Raw genomic sequence first — 16102 nt, forward strand, 5'->3', positions numbered from 1 at the left:
GATGTTCCTGCCGATTGAAATTGTTAAACGTTCTCCAGATACCGAAAACCTCGGCCCGTCGTGACAAAGGCCAAATCTTCGACGGAACCTGAATTAATGAGATCGATCCGTTCACGTCGCAAAAGAGGATTTGCGGTATCAAACTCCGCAGCGAAACGGTGCCCCGAATAAACGGCGGCGTAGATCGCCGCAGGCGCGTTACAGTCACCGATCCGGGAGACGCCATTGTCCGCGCCAGAAGCGCGATAATGCTCGTCCGCGGCGTAGAAAAGGTTGTTATTGGGGACCCTGGCCGTAACAAGGACGAGTGCGTCGGCGGAAAACTCGGCTCTTGCGCCCGTGCGCGTGTCCGCCACAATCAGGCGATCCTTTTTCCCTTCAAAAAGCACCGAATGCGTGATCATTTTCACATTTCGTTCTGCCAGTCGCCGCGCAACTCGAACGTTTTCGAGGGTATTCACGGTGAAGGACGATATGTCGGACGCCGGTGTGATCAATGTGACATCACAGCCTTCCAACGCCAACTTCTCGGCAATGACCGCACCCATGTAATAATGATCGTCATCATATACGACGACTTTGCCGGACAGTGTCTTTCCCACCATGAGGTGATCGGGGGTGAATAGCGGTAAGTCCGGATCTATTGGGACTGGCAAATGGGTGGCTCGTCCGACGCCGTCCGCGCGCCAATGGGAGCCTGTGGCGAACACAATGTGATCCGCGCCGAAATCGATGATGTCAGGCAGGGTTAACTCACTATCGAGATAAATATCAACGTTGGCAAGCTTGTTTAGTTGAGTAACACGCCAATCCCGAACCCGAAGCCATTCGCGAAGACCTGGTAATTCTCCTTCCAGAGTAATTCTGCCTCCAAGCCTGGTGTCTCGTTCGGCAAGAGTTACACTGTAACCACGTTCTCCAAGAGCTCGGGCGCACTCCAGGCCCGAAGGACCTCCGCCCACGATAAGAACGGATTTGTCACTCGTTTTTGCAGCTATTCGCTCGGGATGCCAGCCGCGCCGCCATTCCTCACCCATGGTTGGGTTCTGGGTGCAGCGTAAATTGGTCATTGCAAAATGACTGGAAACACAGATGTTGCAACCGATGCATTCACGAATATCTTCGTAACGTCCTTCCTCGATCTTTCTGGGCAAGAAAGGATCGGCAATCGACGGGCGAGCAGCCCCGATCATATCCAGAACGCCGCGACGGATGAGGCTGGCCATGGTATCGGGCGAGGTGAAACGGCCGACACCCACCACAGGCTTTGTCGTGACAGCTTTGATACCGACCATAAATGGCTCATGGTCGTTTTCAGGTGCAAATCTGGAGGTTGGGGAATCATCAGCCCACGTACCGATCACCAAGTCCCACAAATCAGGAAGCTCGGCCAAAAGGCCAATAGCCTCTATACCTTCATCAGCCGCGCGTAGTCCGAGTTCTCCGAACAATTCGTCGACTATCAGACGAACGCTGACCGCACATTGGTCTCCGCCACCCTCACGTGTGACCTCGATCAGCTCCTTCAAAAGGCGAATTCTGTTCTTGAGCGGTCCACCATACTCGTCCGTCCGCTGGTTCCTGGGGGAAAGAAACTGAAAGGCTATGGTGGAGAAGTTTCCGTCGACATTGAGTATATCAAAACCCGCTTTGCGAGCGCGAACCGCCGCATCCTTCCACCAACCCCGGAGATTGCGAATATCTTGCTTGTCCATCGCCCTCACCTGGATCGGGTGATGGCCACTGACTGGCCGATCCATTGGCCCGAGAGGAGCCTCGCGCGTCAACCGGTTTGCGTTGTAATAGGCCGGATAAGCAAGCTGCACTCCGGCCAGAGACCCATGCTCATGAACCGCGTCCACCATAAGCGCCAGCGGAGGGATGTCGCCATCGTCCCAGAGCATCTGGAGCACCTCAGGCATCAGGTCGCCCGATGGATGAACGGAACAGTGCTCCGTGTTGACCACCGCCCATCCACCCTCTGCCTTTACGCCCCGCATGGCGGCGTGGGCCTGGGGCCTTAGATTCCCCATGCCGTTACAATGCGGAGTTTGATAGAAACGATTTCGAGCAATGTGCGGTCCGATCTGGACGCGCTCAAATAAGATGTCAAAACGCGGATCGCGCATTGTCGAGTTTCCTTTGGATGCTCTTTAAAGCCTGTGCAAAATGAGGACCATTAAGCCGTTAGTTTGACCCAAGTGGTCTTCAGCTCGGTGTATTTATCAAGCGCATGGAGGGACTTATCACGACCGAAGCCGGACTGTTTATAGCCACCGAAGGGTACTGTGATATTGCTTTCATCGAAGTTGTTGACCCAAACCGAGCCCGCACGGAGCCGGCGCGCCGTATTGAGAGCCGTATTGATATTATCGCTCCAAACGGCTGCCGCGAGGCCATAGATCGTGTCGTTTGCAATTCGGACCGCTTCTTCGGCGTCAGCAAATGTAATGGTCGACAATACGGGCCCAAAGATTTCTTCCTGAGCGATGCGCATGGAATTCGAGACATTGTCGAAAACGGTCGGCTCGACAAAGTAGCCACCAGTCTCTCCTAGCGCTTGCTTACCTCCGGACAGAAGCCTGGCTCCTTCCTTTTGACCGATATCGATGTAATCGAGAACACGGTCCATCTGCGTCCTGCTGACGATTGCTCCCATTTTCGTAGTGGGGTCAAGCGGATCACCGGGCTTCAAGGTTTGACCTACGCGAATGACCTTTTCAATAAACTCGTCTTTGATTTTGCGGTCGACGAGCAGGCGGGAACCGGCATTGCAGACTTCGCCCTGATTGAAGAAAATCCCAAAGGCCGCCGCAGTGGCGGCTTCGTCAAGGTTGCTGCAATCGCCCATGATAATATGTGGGGTCTTACCACCACACTCCAAGGCGATCCGCTTCAGGTTTGACTGACCAGAGTAACTCATGAAAAGTTTGCCAACTTCGGTCGAACCTGTGAACGTCACACTATCGACGTCCATATGCAGACCGAGCGCCTGACCGGCGGTCTCACCCAGGCCGGTCACGACGTTGAACACGCCATCCGGGACGCCCGCCTCGGACGCCAACTCAGCAAGTCGAAGCGCTGAGAGCGGAGATTGCTCAGCAGGCTTCAGGATCACCGAGTTTCCGGTCGCGAGCGCTGGACCAAGCTTCCAGCATGCCATCAGGAGCGGGAAGTTCCAAGGAACAACAGCGGCGACCACACCGATAGGCTCTCTGGTGATCATTCCAAGCGCGGATGCATCAGTCGGAGCAATCTCGTCATAGATTTTGTCAGCCGCTTCCGCATACCAGGCAATCGTATTCGCCGAGGCGGGAACATCAACTGATCGCGCATCACCAATCGGCTTACCCATGTTAAGGGTTTCCAGAAGCGCCAATTCATCCCCATGCTGATGCATCAGTTCGGCAAAACGCTGGAGAACCTTCTTCCGTTCCGCGGGGGACCGGCGCGACCAAACACCTGATTCAAATGCTTTCCGCGCTGAGCGCACCGCTATATCTACGTCGTTGGAATCGCATGATGCGACAGATGCAATAACCTCGCCGGTCGCGGGATTGATGGCATCGAACTCCCTGCCGTCTAGTGCGCTGACAAACTTCCCATCAATGTAGGACTTGTTTTTGAAAGAAAGAGTAGCGGCCATCGCCCGCCAGTTTGGTTGGACCGTCATCTGAAGACCTTTCTCGTTTATCGATAATAAGTACCGAATAGTGATATCAGTCAAATATGGCTCGACAAGTTTGTCAATGACAAAACGATCACTCGGAAGAAAATTATCCTATTAAAACAATTACTTACATAAAGGCACGTCAAGGCGCCGCGCTATTCGCACGGTGCCTTGTCAAAAGAATGCAGTCGCGCTCAACTCGCGTGCTGAAACGATCCTCGAAACTTCTCGCGTAACAAGTCCGCGAGCTGACGCGCAGCGCTCCTGACGGCCGCGACGTTCTCTTCTCGGTTAGTGTCCAAAATGCTCGTAGCCGTGCCCGTAATGCACACGCTATGCTGCACGGGGTAACCCTCAACGATCACGGGCGCAGCAAGGCCAGCGAAGCCATCCACGTCCTCCCCGACACAATAGGCGATCTGCGTTTCCCTAATCTCCTGCAGTTCCACCATGACGTCCGCGGGATTGGTCTTGGTCAATTCCGTGTAGCGTTGAAGTGGCGCACGCAGGAGCATTCGAACCAATTCGGGATCTTGGAAGGCCAAAATTGCTTTAGAAGATGCGCCAGCATGCAGAGGTATGGCCTGTCCAGGGATGATATAGGCTCGCAACAGGTTGTCTGGAGCAACCATGTCGAGACTGCGCACGGTGTTTCCCTGGAAACGAGCAACAAAACAAGCTTTCCCAACGCGTTGTGCAAGATCCTGCAGAACTGGTCGTGACACCACCTTAAACCAATCGTCATCAGCGTTAGTGAATAGCAAACGTTCGAGACGACCACCGATACGGCACTCCGCGGAGGGTGGAGCGGATAACTCCACCAGTTGAACATCGGCGAGGCTACGAATGAGCCGGTAGGCAGTCGCCTTGGGAAGTCCAAGCATATCTGACACAGTGGTGGGCGACACCCCCTTGGGAAAGCCCGCGATGATTTCCAATATGCGAACGTACCGCTCAAGAGGCTTCTCGGTGGCCTTGGTTACCATTTTTTCCATTGCCATTCATTTCTCATCGATGATTTGCGATTCTCTTATCATGCCAGTCGAAATATTTCATTGCGAGCGGCACGAACCATGGAGACCCTCTGTAAAGGGGAATGGACGGAAACTTCGCCACGTCAAACACAGAACCTTGTTCGCCACGGCCCAGAATGCGGGAAGCCACGATCTTCCCGAAGCGAGTTCCCAGCGGAATACCCGCAAAATTGTAGCCCAAGGCATAGTGCACCCCATCGTTCAAGCCAAGGTGTGGCATGAAATCAAAGGTTCCAGCGCAGTTTCCGGTCCACGCGTGGCTCAGTTTCACACCCTTGAGATCGGGAAGTATTGAAATCATTCTGTCATAAAGGCTCGCCGCCATTTCAGTTCCGGTTTCGCAATTCGTACCGGTCATGCCGCCAAACAAGATCCGGTTACTGTCGGGAGCGGGCCGGATGAAGTCGATATTCATTTTTGTATCCAGATAGGTGCGCTTGTTCGGAAGCACCCTGTCAATCAGTTCACTCGGCAAAAGGTCTGTCGCAATGACAAATCCTTTAAATGGAATGACCCGCCTCGCATGCCACGAAAGATCCTTACTGGTGTAGCCGTTCGTGGCGACAACAACGTGAGCCGCTTTTATGTCGCCTCTGGTTGTCCTGACCACTTTTCCCCGGTTGGATGTTTCGATGCCCGTGACAGCGGTATTGTTAAAAAGCCGGACGCCTGCGTCGATGACCTTTGTCATCAAACCGGCGTGGTATAACCCGGGATGAATTGAGCCAAGGTCCGGCAAAACCGCCGCACCATAAAACCGGTCTGATGCGATCTCCTTGCTCATCTCATGCTTATTAAGAACGGAATAGTCAAAGCCGAGATGGCGTTTCATGGATTCAAGATCATGGACCAGTCCACGAAGATGCTCGGGTGAATTTGCGGAAACCAAACGCCCGCAAATATTGTGATAGCAATCGATATTTTCTTCTAAAACAACCGTGCGCACGCAGTGCAATGCCGAGTCCAGCTCTCGATAAACCTTTATGGCTTGTTTCTGACCTTCGCGACCAGCGATCCACTCAACCGATCGTTTGAGCGTACGCCCCAAGAAACCCGCGTTTCGCCTGGCCGCGCCTTCCCCAATGTTTTGTGAATCAACGATGATAACCTCCGCTCCACCCCGCTGAAGGTCGAGCGCCGCCACCAAACCGGTAATCCCGCCGCCGACGATCACGACCTCAGCTTTCTCAGGAACTCTGCCTGAAAAGACGTCCGAGATCGGCGTAGCGGCCCTCCACCAATAGGGCTGTTCACGAAAGTCTTTCGCGAAAATTTCACTGCCTCGCGTCGTCATTGAGGTCACGCGTTGATACGTCATGTCGTTCCTATCTTTTATTGAGACGACGCGTCGCCAACATGAGAAGCGCTGTAAGCACAATCATGAGCACCGCCGCCGCGATGATCGTTGGATCCAACTGTTCTCTGAGACCCGTAAACATCTGTTTCGGGAGGGTTCGCTGCTGCGGTCCAGCTACAAACAGAACCATCACCACCTCGTCAAAGGATGCGGCGAATGCAAACACTGCTCCCGCCGCGACCCCCGGCGCGATGATGGGAAGCATGACGGTGCGAAAAGCCGTAATTCGGCCGGCTCCGAGGCTCGCCGCCGCACGCATCAGGCGAAAGTCAAAGCGCGTGAGCGTGGCCGTCACGGTTATGACCACAAAAGGCATTGCAATCAAAGTGTGTGCAATAACCAGCCCAGCAAAGGTGTAATTCAATCCAAGTGCAGTGAAAAAGATAAACAGGCCAAGGCCAAGAACGACCACCGGAACGACCATAGGAGAAATAGCAATGGCCATTACCAGATTTCTTGCTGGAAATCGTGGATTGACCAAACCTATCGCAGCCAATGTTCCCAAGGATGTGGCAAGCAATGTCGTAACAACGGCGATTAGTATGCTGTTTATAATTGCAGTTCGCCAAATTGGCGAGGACGCAAGCTGGTCAAACCACCGAAGCGAAACGCCTCCCAAAGGATAGGAAAACCACGGATCTGAATTCAGCGAAATCGGCAATGCCGCCGCGAGCGGAACAATGAGAAGGGCCAGTATCGCGGCTGTAAACAGGTATAGCGGCACGCGAATTGACGGGGGAAGGTCAGAATATTGTCGCTGCTTCATGTTCAAATCCGATCCGAGGCGTGCGTTGCTACATGGCGAGCAAGTGGAAATGCGATCAGACTTGCGCCAACGACCAGGACGAGGCTTAGCGCTGAAGCCAATCCCCAGTTCAGTTCGTCGTTCGTGAACCGGGCGATAAAGAAACTCACCATTTGATCTGCAGGTCCGCCAACCAAAGCTGGGGTCAGGTAGAAACCTAGGCACAAAACGAAAGTAAGGAGGCCACCCGCAGCGACGCCCGGCGCCGCTTGCGGCATGAAGACTGAAACGTGAGCACGAATTGGCCCCGCCCCGAGACTGCGCGCCGCCCTGACATGGCTCGGTGGAATGGCCTTCATGACACTAATCATTGGAAGAACAGTAAAGGGTAACTGGATTTGGATCATGGCGAGGACCGTGGCTGCACGCGTGTAAAGAAGCTTCAGCGGCTCAGCGGTCAAACCCATCCCAAAGAGGGCATTGTTCAATACCCCGTTTGTCTGAAGCATCACGATCCATGACATGGTCCTGACCAAAAGAGACGTCCAGAATGGAAGCAGGATCAGGAAGAGAAGAAAACCCGCCATGCGTCCGGTGGACATCGAGATAACATAGGCGAGTGGATAACCGATCAGCACGGTTAAGACGGTCACAACTAACGCAATGATGATTGTGCGAGCATAGATCGAGCGGAAATCATAACCTTGGTCAACAGCCGCATCGCCATTGACGTCACGGACAACATCAAAGCCCAGAGCCCATTCTAGATAGAATGTGCTGTAAGACGCCCCACGCGCAGCAATCACTGACCAAACACCAACCTTCGCCCAAGCGTCGTTGGAAGCCACGATCGCGGCTTTCCAATCACTTGCAGGAACGGCGTCAGTGAGTTTACTGACCGACCGGGACGCATCAAGCAAGATGTTGAGGCCGCGTGGCAATTCATAACCGATGCGTCGTCCCAATGGCCTCAGTTCGCCCGATTTGACCGCCGCTTTTAGCTCCTGCCCAAGGGTTTTGTAGACTTCATCAGATGGCGGGAACTCCTTCTCGTTTGATAGCATGAAAAGGGTGCCCGGGAGGGATCTTGAAATTTCTCCATCTGAAATGGCCGTCCGAACGATGAAAAGCATCGGCATAAGCAGGAAAAGCACCATAAAGAGGAGAAGCGGCGAGACCGGCAACGTGGCCTTTAATTTCTGAAAACGTTCTTTCGTCTTGGTGTTAGGCAAGCTAACGCCGCCCACTCCTGATTGAGAGACGTTAGCATCAATCTTGGCCAAGGTGCCGCTGCCGGTCATGTTTTTTACTCTTTCAAGCATGGAGATATTATTGCGAAACCCAGCTGGAAAAGCGTGCGTTCAGCGTCTCACTGTTCGCGCCCCAGAATGAGCCGTCTTGAGCGAGCGCTCCAGCGCTGTTTTCGGGGGCGGACGGCAAGTTGGCCGCCGTCTGCGCTGGGACCTTATCGTTTGCCGCTTCAACGGAAGGACCGTAGGCTATGTACTTGCTAATTTCGGCGTTTGTTTCCGGCTTCACACTGAAGGAAATGAACTCACGCGCGAGGTCTGCATTCTTGGCCCCGGCTGGAATGGTCCACATATCGAATCCGCGCAACTGATCCGCCCAAGCGATGCCGAGATCCGCCTTTTCTTTTGCGTTCGCATCGGCAATTCGGCCGTTCCATGCGAGCGCGAGCTTGACTTCGCCGGATTTGAGCATCTGTGCGGGCTGGGCACCTGCATCCCACCAAATGATTTCCGATTTGATAGTGTCCAGTTTCTTGAACGCGCGGTCGATCCCTTCCGGCGTCGAGAGCGTTGGGTAAACATCCGCGGCCGGCACCCCATCAGCGAGGAGAGCAATTTCGAGAACGTCGACAGGGCTCTTTCGAACAGCGCGTTTGCCGGGGAATTTTTTGAGATCAAAAATGTCCACGGTGCTTTTGGGCGGCGTGCTGAAAGCTTTCTTGTCATAAGCCAGCACCGTCGCATATATGCTCGTCGCCACTGCGCAGTCGCTCACACCACCCGGAACCAGACCAGCGTTCTTGAACGCCTCCTCGTCCCCGATACGCTCCAACAAGCCGGATTCGCATGCGGTCGCGGCGGTCACCGGATCCATGTCAATCACGTCCCAAACGACACTCTGGCCGTCGACCATAGCTCGCAGCTTCGCCAGTTCGCCACTCCAACTATCCTGTGTGACGGAAACACCCTTGTCTTTCGCAAACGGCTCGATAAATGCTTTTGTCTGCGCTTCTTGCAGTGCTCCTCCCCAAGAAACGATGGTCAATTCTTGGCCCAAGGCTGGCGACGCTACTCCAAGAACGATAAGACCGGCAAATACGTGCGTTTTCATGGAATTCCCCTTTTATTGATGTTGAAAAGTCAATTCACACTCCGGCCGTCGAGCGCCCAAGCGCACTCCGGTTCCCAATAAAGGTAGACCTCATTTCCCACCGCCACCCGATGCGATGTTTGTGGCGCATTGCTCTTCACGATAAGGCGCGATCCCCCATCCAGTTCGATGTGGATTCGCAACTGATCACCGCAGTAGATGATGTCAGCTATGGTCCCCAGCACGTGGTTTGGGGTGGGCTCCAACTGTAGAGAAATACTTTCTGGACGGATGGCGATGGTGCATTGCGCGCCAGGTCGAGCGTGGGAGGTGGACCGTGCTCTAACAGTGTGCCCTCCCGCCAGTGTTGCAACAGCTGTTCCTCCCTCGATCTCGGTGATCGTTGCGTCGAGACAGTTGTTGTCTCCGACAAATTCCGCGACAAACCGATTGTTTGGTCGAGAGTATATCTCCTCCGCGCAGCCTATCTGCTGGATTCTCCCATCGTTAAAGATGGCGATCCGGTCGGACATCGTAAGCGCTTCATATTGGTCGTGTGTGACATAAACAACCGTCAAACCAAGCCGGTCAGCTATTTGGCGAATTTCAAGCTGCAGGTCTTCGCGCAGTTTTTTGTCCAATGCGCCTAACGGCTCATCCATAAGGACCAAGCTTGGCTCAAACACGAGCGCACGGGCAAGCGCCACGCGCTGCTGCTGACCACCTGACAGAGCCGTGGGCCTCCTATCTGCGTATTCCGAAAGACGCACCATCGACAGCGCCTCGAATACGCGACGCACAATTTCAGTTTTGGCCACACCTCTCACCTTGAGTGAGTACCCCACGTTCTCTGCGACGGTCATATGAGGAAAAAGCGCATAGTTTTGGAAAACCATGCCGATGTTGCGTTTCTCGGGAGCCATGGTTTGGATCGGACGTCCATCCACCGCAATCTCTCCTGTGGTCGGAAATTCAAAGCCCGCCAGCATCATGAGCGTGGTCGTTTTTCCTGAACCGGAAGGTCCGAGGAGGGTCAGAAATTCGCCCTTCCTGATCGATAAATCCAGGTTTTTAACAACGAAATTTTTCCCATCATAAGTTTTCGATATTCCAGAAAACCCGACATAGGTGTTCACTTGGTTTAGTTCTGCCATCGTCGTTCCCTTTTTCTCGATTTTCGATAAGCAGTCTTGAATATCAATATCGAACACGGAATTAACGGTTTCGTCAAGATGGCGAGCCAATTTTCGGAGCAGATCAGTTGAGTGCCTATTACCCATCGGCATAAAACATGCGCTCTGATCATAGACACCGAGATAGGCCAGCCAGTTTTCCGCTGTTACCAGTGTGAGAGAAGATTGTGTAAACAACCGCAACACGATTTGATGTGACAGTAATTTATCGGTTTGCAAACATGACGGCTTGGTCGGACCGGACAGACGTTTTTGAACTTGTTTCCTACTGAACCGCCACGGATTGTTCGTGTACGCTAGCATTTTGATAAATCATTCATAGATCTACGCTGCGACCAGCCAAACCCGTGAGTTGATAGCAAAACCACGTCTCGGTTATCTTAAAATATATATGGAACAACGCGAATTAATTTGTGGGAGAGTCGGAGTATGGAACCTCTATGGCCACTATGCTTAGCCGATAGGAACAACGATGCCGATCATGGCCTTAAGACCCACGTCATGACTTTCGCCAACGGGCTTCAATTATGGAAAGGCTGGTTACAAGGTTTCGCGCCTACGCAAAACTTGTTTGTCTTTTACAATTGGAATTGTAGCCGTATTTCAGTCTTAGCAATCCGGCTTAGCCGAGTATGCAGTATCCGGTTCAACCACGTGCACAAAAAAAGTCATGTTTTTACTAAAGGACGGCGTAGCCATCTGATTGCCAGTCAGTATCTGGTTATCCTTGGAGGAACGTGGCGCGAGAAATCGTGCGCTGCATCCTTCTGAAGCTATTGTGGACGCGATTAAGGCCCGCCTGACCGAGGCGTCAGTAGAAGATTCGGTTTTGCTATCGGATCTGCTTTCTCGGCTCGATGCCATCGAACATTAAAGAGCCCAAGCGATGAAACTGACGTGCTTTTCCAAACGTAACAGGCAATCCGTGGTGCCATAGGCTAAAAGACCCTAATGCCAACTTACCGCTTGTTTTTCAACGGAACTTCCTCAAGAGCAAGCCGATAGGACGTGCCGTCTTTCCAACCGTCGGCCGATGGATCGGGTGGCGGTGCTGCTTGAGCAAGGTCAACCCTGGTCCGCTTCAAAGAGGCCGTGTTGGTTTCCAGTTGCGTGTCCCGTTTACGTAGCATGCCTGCATCAAGTTGCCCATCGGCAGTAAAACCCATCATCAATTGCGGAATACCGAGCGGAATAGAGGAATTTTCATCTATCTGCCATGTGTGCCATGTTTTGCGATAGGTAGATACGAGCCCGGCAATCGCCGTATGCTCAACCGTTTCAGGGATACCGGGCATAATAAGTTCGCCTGAAGTCGTTTCATGGCGATGACTGTGCCATAGCAGCTTCTCTTTTTCCGGCAGGGTTTTAAACAATCGCTCGGAGACGATATATTCAATTCCGATTAGACGCGAGCCGGCCTTATTTCCGTCGTAGATCACACACTGGAAGAAGTCCTCGTTGATATGCGTGCAATAATGATGCGCTTCGACCTGTCTGCCCATATCATCAGCATAAAAATGGAAGCCGTTCAGATACATATTAATCGCGCTGATCGGACTATCATCCTGCAGGAGATCAGCACCCAACTCCAGCGCGTGACTTTTCAGAGATTTTTTGTCGCCCGCGATTGGATCGCCTTTTTCGGTCGATTGCTCTGCAAAAGCAGAAACGCAGCCACAGCTTAGGAAGTAAGCGCTGTTCTATTCGCACGTTGACCAAGCGCAGTGGGGCGTAACGATGCCTTTCCACTTGGACGTGGTGGCAACAATGCACCGATAGTGGACTTCAGGCTTCTCTATACATCTCCACCTTGGTTAGACAGGTCACGCTATCCCGAAAAAAGGTTGCGGTGTGCGCGCCGCCTGTTTTATCCTGAGGTGCTGGCAAGGAGAATCATATGCCCAGCAACCTTCCTAAAACACATGAGAGTTTCCTGAATCAGGTCTGCGACGCGGTCGCAGTCGACGAACGGCTTAACGCACTTCTGATCGGCGGGTCGTACATTCACGGCGGGTTCGACGAGAATTCCGACCTGGACTTCGTCATCGTCGTCAATGACGAAGATTATGAGGACGTCATGGCCACGCGCTTGGCTTTCGCGAAGACCCTTCCTGGTCTTGTCAGCGCTTTCACCGGCGAGCATGTCGGGGAGCCGCGTCTTCTGATCTGCCTCTATGGTCCCCCGCTCCTGCATGTCGATCTGAAATTTATCCTGGCATCTGATCTCGACCGCCAAATCGAGCGACGGGCGATTTTGTTCGCCCGGAAGCCGGCCGAGATGGCGGCCCGTGTTCAAGCCGGAGAGGTCGAGTGGCCCAACCATTCATCGGACTGGTTTGAAGCACGGGCCTGGATATGGCTGCATTATGCGGCCACCAAGCTTGCCCGTGGCGAACTCTACGAGGCAATAGGGATGCTTGCATTCTACCGGGAACAGGTTCTCGGTCCGCTACTTTACCGCCGTGCAGGCAAAAACCAGCGGGGTGTCAGACGCCTCGAGACGCTGGCATTGGACGAACAGGGAATGCTTGCCGCAACCGTGGCCACGAATGACGCTGCCTCCGTGAAAAGAGCGATAGAGGCATGCATTGCCATATATATGGACCTGAGAGCCGATGACCCGCCGTCACTGCCGACAGAAGCAATGCCTAAACTGCTGCGCGACTTTATCGATAAGGTAAGCTCCACCGGCGAGGTTCGCACCCGATGACCCAGGCAGCGACGGGCACGCCTCGACGTTTGTCTCTCGTGTCACTCCTGGTGCGCGACTACGACGAGGCGATCTCCTACTATGTCGGCAAGCTCGGCTTTCGACTTCTGGAGGACACGAGGTTATCAAGTGAAAAGCGGTGGGTCGTCGTCGGCCCTGGAGGCGGTCAGGCATCCCTGCTCCTCGCCAAGGCCGTTGGCGAACAGACCGACGCTATCGGGCGACAGGCGGGCGGCAGGGTGTTCCTTTTCCTGGAAACGGATGACTTTGCCCGTGATCATGCTCGCTACTTGGAGGCGGGTGTCACTTTCCGCGAACAGCCAAGAGTGGAGGCTTACGGTAAGGTTGCCGTATTCGAGGACTTATACGGCAACCCGTGGGACCTGATCGAACCAACTATGTCCTACGCCTTTTGATTCCAAAGTGAGCTGACAGCTTATCGGCTGTCAGCTCGCTTCGGGTCTGCTCCGTCATGAGTAACTCCACGGCATCAGCACATCGATTCGGCTCTGCTTGTGGCCGCTGACGATGGCGGTCAGCGTAGCAGTCAGATAGGCAAACGGATCAACCGAATTGAGTTTGCAGGTCTCGATGAGGGAGGCGATGGTCGCCCAGTTCTCCGCTCCCGCGTCATGTCCGGCAAAGAGAGAATTCTTACGGTTCAGAGCTATCGGGCGGATGGTTCGCTCGATGCTGTTGTTGTCGATCTCGACGCGACCATCGGTCAGGAAAACACAAAGCCCATCCCAGTATTTGGCGATATAAGCGAGTGCTTCGCCGAGCGGCGACTTGCCAGAGACGCGGGCACGATGATGCGTCAGCCAGGTCCGCATGTCGGCGACCAATGGCGCTGACCGTGCCTGCCTTCCGGCCAAGCGGGCGTCGGCGTCGCGACCGCGCAACGCTGCTTCGATGCGATAGAGGTCGCCGATCCGCTTCACGCCTTCCTCGGCAATTGGTGCCGAGCCGGTGCGGGTGATCTCGACCAGCCTGCGCCGTGCGTGAGCCCAACAATAGGCGAGCTGGATGTCGGGCCCGGCGCGTCCCGGTGCGAGCAAGCGGTTATAACCCGCGTAACCATCCACCTGAAGGACGCCTGTAAACCCTTGCAATATCCGTTCGGCATGCTGGCCACTGCGACCCGGAGCATAGGTGAAGGCGACGCCTGGCGGAGCACCTCCACCCCACGGTCGGTCATCGCGAGCCAGCGCCCAGAAGTATCCGGTTTTGGTTTTGCGAGAGCCGGGATCGAGGACCGGCGCACGGGTCTCGTCCATGAACAGCTTGGTGGACCGCTTCAGGTCGGTGATCAGAGCGTCGAAGACCGGGCGAAGCTCGAATGCTGCCCGGCCGACCCAGTCGGCGAGCGTGGAGCGGTCGAGATCAACGCCCTGGCGACTCATGATCTGGGCCTGTCGGTAAAGCGGCATGTGATCGGCATATTTGGAGACCAGCACATGCGCGATGGTCGCCTCCGTTGGCAACCCGGCGTGGATCAATCTTGCAGGCGCTGGAGCCTGGGCAACGCCGTCGGTGCAGGTACGGCACGCATACTTGGGACGACGAGTAACGATGACGCGGAACTGCGCCGGGATGACATCCAGCCGCTCGGAGGCGTCCTCGCCGATGCAATGCAGACCGCCGCCGCAGGCGCAGATCAGGCTTTCCGGTTCGATGATCTCCTCAACGCGAAGAAGATGGGCGGGCAGAGAGCCGCGATTGGCGGCACGGAGTTTAGGCTGCGGCTTCCCAGAGGCGCTATCGGCTTCATCTTCGGCATGGATGGCCGCAATAGCGGTTTCCAGGTCCTCCAATGCGAGGTCGAATTGCTCGGGATTGGCCTTCTCGGATTTGCGGCCGAAGGCGGCCAGCTTGAATGCGGCAACCAGCTTCTCCAGCCGCTCGATCCGGTCATCCTTGCGAAGTTCACGCGCTTGCGCCGCGATCAGCATCGCCTTCAGCGCAGCAACATCATCGGGAAGATCGGCGGCGTCTAACATGATCGAAGTCTATCAAAATCAGCGTCGCTTCGCCGTTGGAATTTACCGCCCGAGTCATAGTGCCGCATCTATTCGATGGTGTCCGGCGGTCTCGCCTCTACGGAACGGACGCGACGCCAATCAAGGCCTGCAAACAACGCTTCGAATTGGGCATGGCCCAGCGTCATCAAGCCGTCCTTGATACCCGGCCAGGTGAAGGTGTGTTCCTCCAGCCGCTTGTAGGCCATCACCAGACCGCTGCCATCCCAGTAGATCAGCTTCAATCGATCCGCTTTCCGGGACCGAAACACGAAGACCGTCCCTGTGAACGGGTCCTTGTGCAGTTCGTTCTTGACCAGCGCCGCCAGACCATTATGGCCCTTGCGGAAATCTACCGGCTTTGTCGCCACCATGATCCGGACGCGGTTCGATGGAAAGATCATGACGGGACCGCGCAGGCACGCGCGACAGCGGCGATGCGCTCGGCAGACGCACCTTCTTCCAGCCGAATGATGACGGACCCGACGATGATCTCGGGACGGCTGGTCTTTTTGATCGGCGGTTCCGAAACAGGTGCAGCAACTATGACCGCTGCGAACTCCACCGCATCCCCAGGTGCAGGCAAAACCAACTTGCCCTGCCGCGCCATCGTTCGCCAGGTGGAGAGGTGGTTCGGCTTCAGGCCATGTCGCTCTGCGACTTCATTTACCAGCGCTCCGGGCCGAAGACTTTCCGAAACGATCTGTGCTTTAACGTCATCCGGCCAGTGCCGGTGAAACTCACGTCCAGACTTCCTGGTCGTGAGAACCTCCAATGTACTCTCCATGGAGAAACTCCCGTTGCTCGTCCATGGATAGGCGATCACAGATCAGGTCCGTAAGGACAACGTGGGAGCGGAACACCGGTTACCTTAGGAAAGCCGCAGCCGACCCTGCAAGTCCGACAAACCCGCGACGGTTCGGACGAATAATCCGTGTTGACATCGAAAGTCTCCTTTTTAACGAAGTCTTCCTAAGCAATCCGAACCTCCAAAGTTCCCAGCCGCACAAGGCAAGCCACCGACTGTTTGGTGTG

At 54.6% G+C, this 16102-nt stretch carries 14 protein-coding genes; 2 read left to right on the forward strand and 12 right to left on the reverse strand.

Translation table 11 applies throughout. The features are described from left to right. Positions 1–23: 23 nt before the first annotated feature. The 9 genes from D8666_RS20980 to D8666_RS21020 all read right to left on the reverse strand — a co-directional run bounded on the left by D8666_RS20980 (position 24) and on the right by D8666_RS21020 (position 11925). The gene (locus tag D8666_RS20980; protein ID WP_121539275.1) at positions 24–2129 is read right to left on the reverse strand and encodes an oxidoreductase; all 2106 of its coding nucleotides are present in this window, start codon (positions 2127–2129) and stop codon (positions 24–26) included. A 50-nt stretch (positions 2130–2179) separates the two neighbouring features. Continuing rightward, positions 2180–3673, reverse strand: a complete 1494-nt coding sequence (locus D8666_RS20985; RefSeq protein ID WP_121539276.1) for an aldehyde dehydrogenase — start codon at positions 3671–3673, stop codon at positions 2180–2182. 191 nt (positions 3674–3864) lie between these two features. Then, the gene (locus D8666_RS20990; protein ID WP_235859034.1) at positions 3865–4671 is read right to left on the reverse strand and encodes an IclR family transcriptional regulator; all 807 of its coding nucleotides are present in this window, start codon (positions 4669–4671) and stop codon (positions 3865–3867) included. 7 nt (positions 4672–4678) lie between these two features. Further along, positions 4679–6022, reverse strand: coding sequence for an NAD(P)/FAD-dependent oxidoreductase (locus tag D8666_RS20995; RefSeq protein ID WP_121539277.1), 1344 nt, complete (start codon positions 6020–6022; stop codon positions 4679–4681). Between the two features lie 7 nt (positions 6023–6029). Next, a complete protein-coding gene (locus D8666_RS21000) occupies positions 6030–6827 on the reverse strand; it encodes an ABC transporter permease (RefSeq protein WP_121539278.1) in 798 nt (265 codons plus the stop codon). 2 nt (positions 6828–6829) lie between these two features. Next, the gene (locus tag D8666_RS21005; protein WP_121539279.1) at positions 6830–8107 is read right to left on the reverse strand and encodes an ABC transporter permease; all 1278 of its coding nucleotides are present in this window, start codon (positions 8105–8107) and stop codon (positions 6830–6832) included. Between the two features lie 28 nt (positions 8108–8135). Next, the gene (locus tag D8666_RS21010; RefSeq protein ID WP_121539280.1) at positions 8136–9167 is read right to left on the reverse strand and encodes an ABC transporter substrate-binding protein; all 1032 of its coding nucleotides are present in this window, start codon (positions 9165–9167) and stop codon (positions 8136–8138) included. Between the two features lie 29 nt (positions 9168–9196). After that, complete coding sequence (locus D8666_RS21015) at positions 9197–10300, reverse strand: ABC transporter ATP-binding protein (RefSeq protein ID WP_121539303.1); 1104 nt, start codon at positions 10298–10300, stop codon at positions 9197–9199. Positions 10301–11298: 998 nt separating this feature from the next. Beyond that, entirely contained in the window at positions 11299–11925 is a 627-nt protein-coding gene (locus D8666_RS21020; protein ID WP_209446005.1) for an OBAP family protein, read from the reverse strand. Between the two features lie 311 nt (positions 11926–12236). On the opposite strand from D8666_RS21020, the gene D8666_RS21025 reads away from it, so the two are divergent. Both D8666_RS21025 and D8666_RS21030 read left to right on the forward strand, forming a co-directional pair. Next, positions 12237–13049 carry a nucleotidyltransferase domain-containing protein gene (locus tag D8666_RS21025; RefSeq protein ID WP_121539282.1) on the forward strand — a complete coding sequence of 271 codons (813 nt, stop codon included), beginning with the start codon at positions 12237–12239 and terminating at the stop codon, positions 13047–13049. Continuing rightward, positions 13046–13465, forward strand: a complete 420-nt coding sequence (locus tag D8666_RS21030) for a VOC family protein (RefSeq protein ID WP_121539283.1) — start codon at positions 13046–13048, stop codon at positions 13463–13465. The genes D8666_RS21025 and D8666_RS21030 overlap by 4 nt, the downstream gene beginning before the upstream one ends. 54 nt (positions 13466–13519) lie before the next feature. Here D8666_RS21030 and tnpC read toward each other — a convergent pair whose 3' ends face one another. The 3 genes from tnpC to tnpA all read right to left on the reverse strand — a co-directional run bounded on the left by tnpC (position 13520) and on the right by tnpA (position 15854). Then, entirely contained in the window at positions 13520–15049 is a 1530-nt protein-coding gene (tnpC, locus tag D8666_RS21035) for an IS66 family transposase (RefSeq protein ID WP_121539284.1), read from the reverse strand. A gap of 68 nt (positions 15050–15117) precedes the next feature. Further along, positions 15118–15471, reverse strand: coding sequence for an IS66 family insertion sequence element accessory protein TnpB (tnpB, locus tag D8666_RS24040; RefSeq protein WP_147438021.1), 354 nt, complete (start codon positions 15469–15471; stop codon positions 15118–15120). Next, the gene (gene tnpA, locus D8666_RS24045; protein ID WP_147438022.1) at positions 15468–15854 is read right to left on the reverse strand and encodes an IS66-like element accessory protein TnpA; all 387 of its coding nucleotides are present in this window, start codon (positions 15852–15854) and stop codon (positions 15468–15470) included. Before tnpA ends, tnpB begins: the two co-directional genes overlap by 4 nt. Between the last annotated feature and the right edge of the window lie 248 nt (positions 15855–16102).

Source organism: Ochrobactrum soli, assembly GCF_003664555.1.
Classification (GTDB): domain Bacteria; phylum Pseudomonadota; class Alphaproteobacteria; order Rhizobiales; family Rhizobiaceae; genus Brucella; species Brucella teleogrylli.

What these genes read in the sequence shown, in the direction of transcription:
- D8666_RS21030 (WP_121539283.1), top strand. Translation starts at nt 13,046, where the DNA reads ATGACCCAGGCAGCGACGGGCACGCCTCGACGTTTGTCTCTCGTGTCA.
- D8666_RS20980 (WP_121539275.1), bottom strand. Translation starts at nt 2,129, where the DNA reads ATGCGCGATCCGCGTTTTGACATCTTATTTGAGCGCGTCCAGATCGGA.
- D8666_RS20985 (WP_121539276.1), bottom strand. Translation starts at nt 3,673, where the DNA reads ATGACGGTCCAACCAAACTGGCGGGCGATGGCCGCTACTCTTTCTTTC.
- D8666_RS21005 (WP_121539279.1), bottom strand. Translation starts at nt 8,107, where the DNA reads ATGACCGGCAGCGGCACCTTGGCCAAGATTGATGCTAACGTCTCTCAA.
- D8666_RS21015 (WP_121539303.1), bottom strand. Translation starts at nt 10,300, where the DNA reads ATGGCAGAACTAAACCAAGTGAACACCTATGTCGGGTTTTCTGGAATA.
- D8666_RS20995 (WP_121539277.1), bottom strand. Translation starts at nt 6,022, where the DNA reads ATGACGTATCAACGCGTGACCTCAATGACGACGCGAGGCAGTGAAATT.
- D8666_RS21000 (WP_121539278.1), bottom strand. Translation starts at nt 6,827, where the DNA reads ATGAAGCAGCGACAATATTCTGACCTTCCCCCGTCAATTCGCGTGCCG.
- D8666_RS20990 (WP_235859034.1), bottom strand. Translation starts at nt 4,671, where the DNA reads ATGGCAATGGAAAAAATGGTAACCAAGGCCACCGAGAAGCCTCTTGAG.
- D8666_RS21025 (WP_121539282.1), top strand. Translation starts at nt 12,237, where the DNA reads ATGCCCAGCAACCTTCCTAAAACACATGAGAGTTTCCTGAATCAGGTC.
- D8666_RS21010 (WP_121539280.1), bottom strand. Translation starts at nt 9,167, where the DNA reads ATGAAAACGCACGTATTTGCCGGTCTTATCGTTCTTGGAGTAGCGTCG.
- tnpB (WP_147438021.1), bottom strand. Translation starts at nt 15,471, where the DNA reads ATGATCTTTCCATCGAACCGCGTCCGGATCATGGTGGCGACAAAGCCG.
- tnpC (WP_121539284.1), bottom strand. Translation starts at nt 15,049, where the DNA reads ATGTTAGACGCCGCCGATCTTCCCGATGATGTTGCTGCGCTGAAGGCG.
- tnpA (WP_147438022.1), bottom strand. Translation starts at nt 15,854, where the DNA reads ATGGAGAGTACATTGGAGGTTCTCACGACCAGGAAGTCTGGACGTGAG.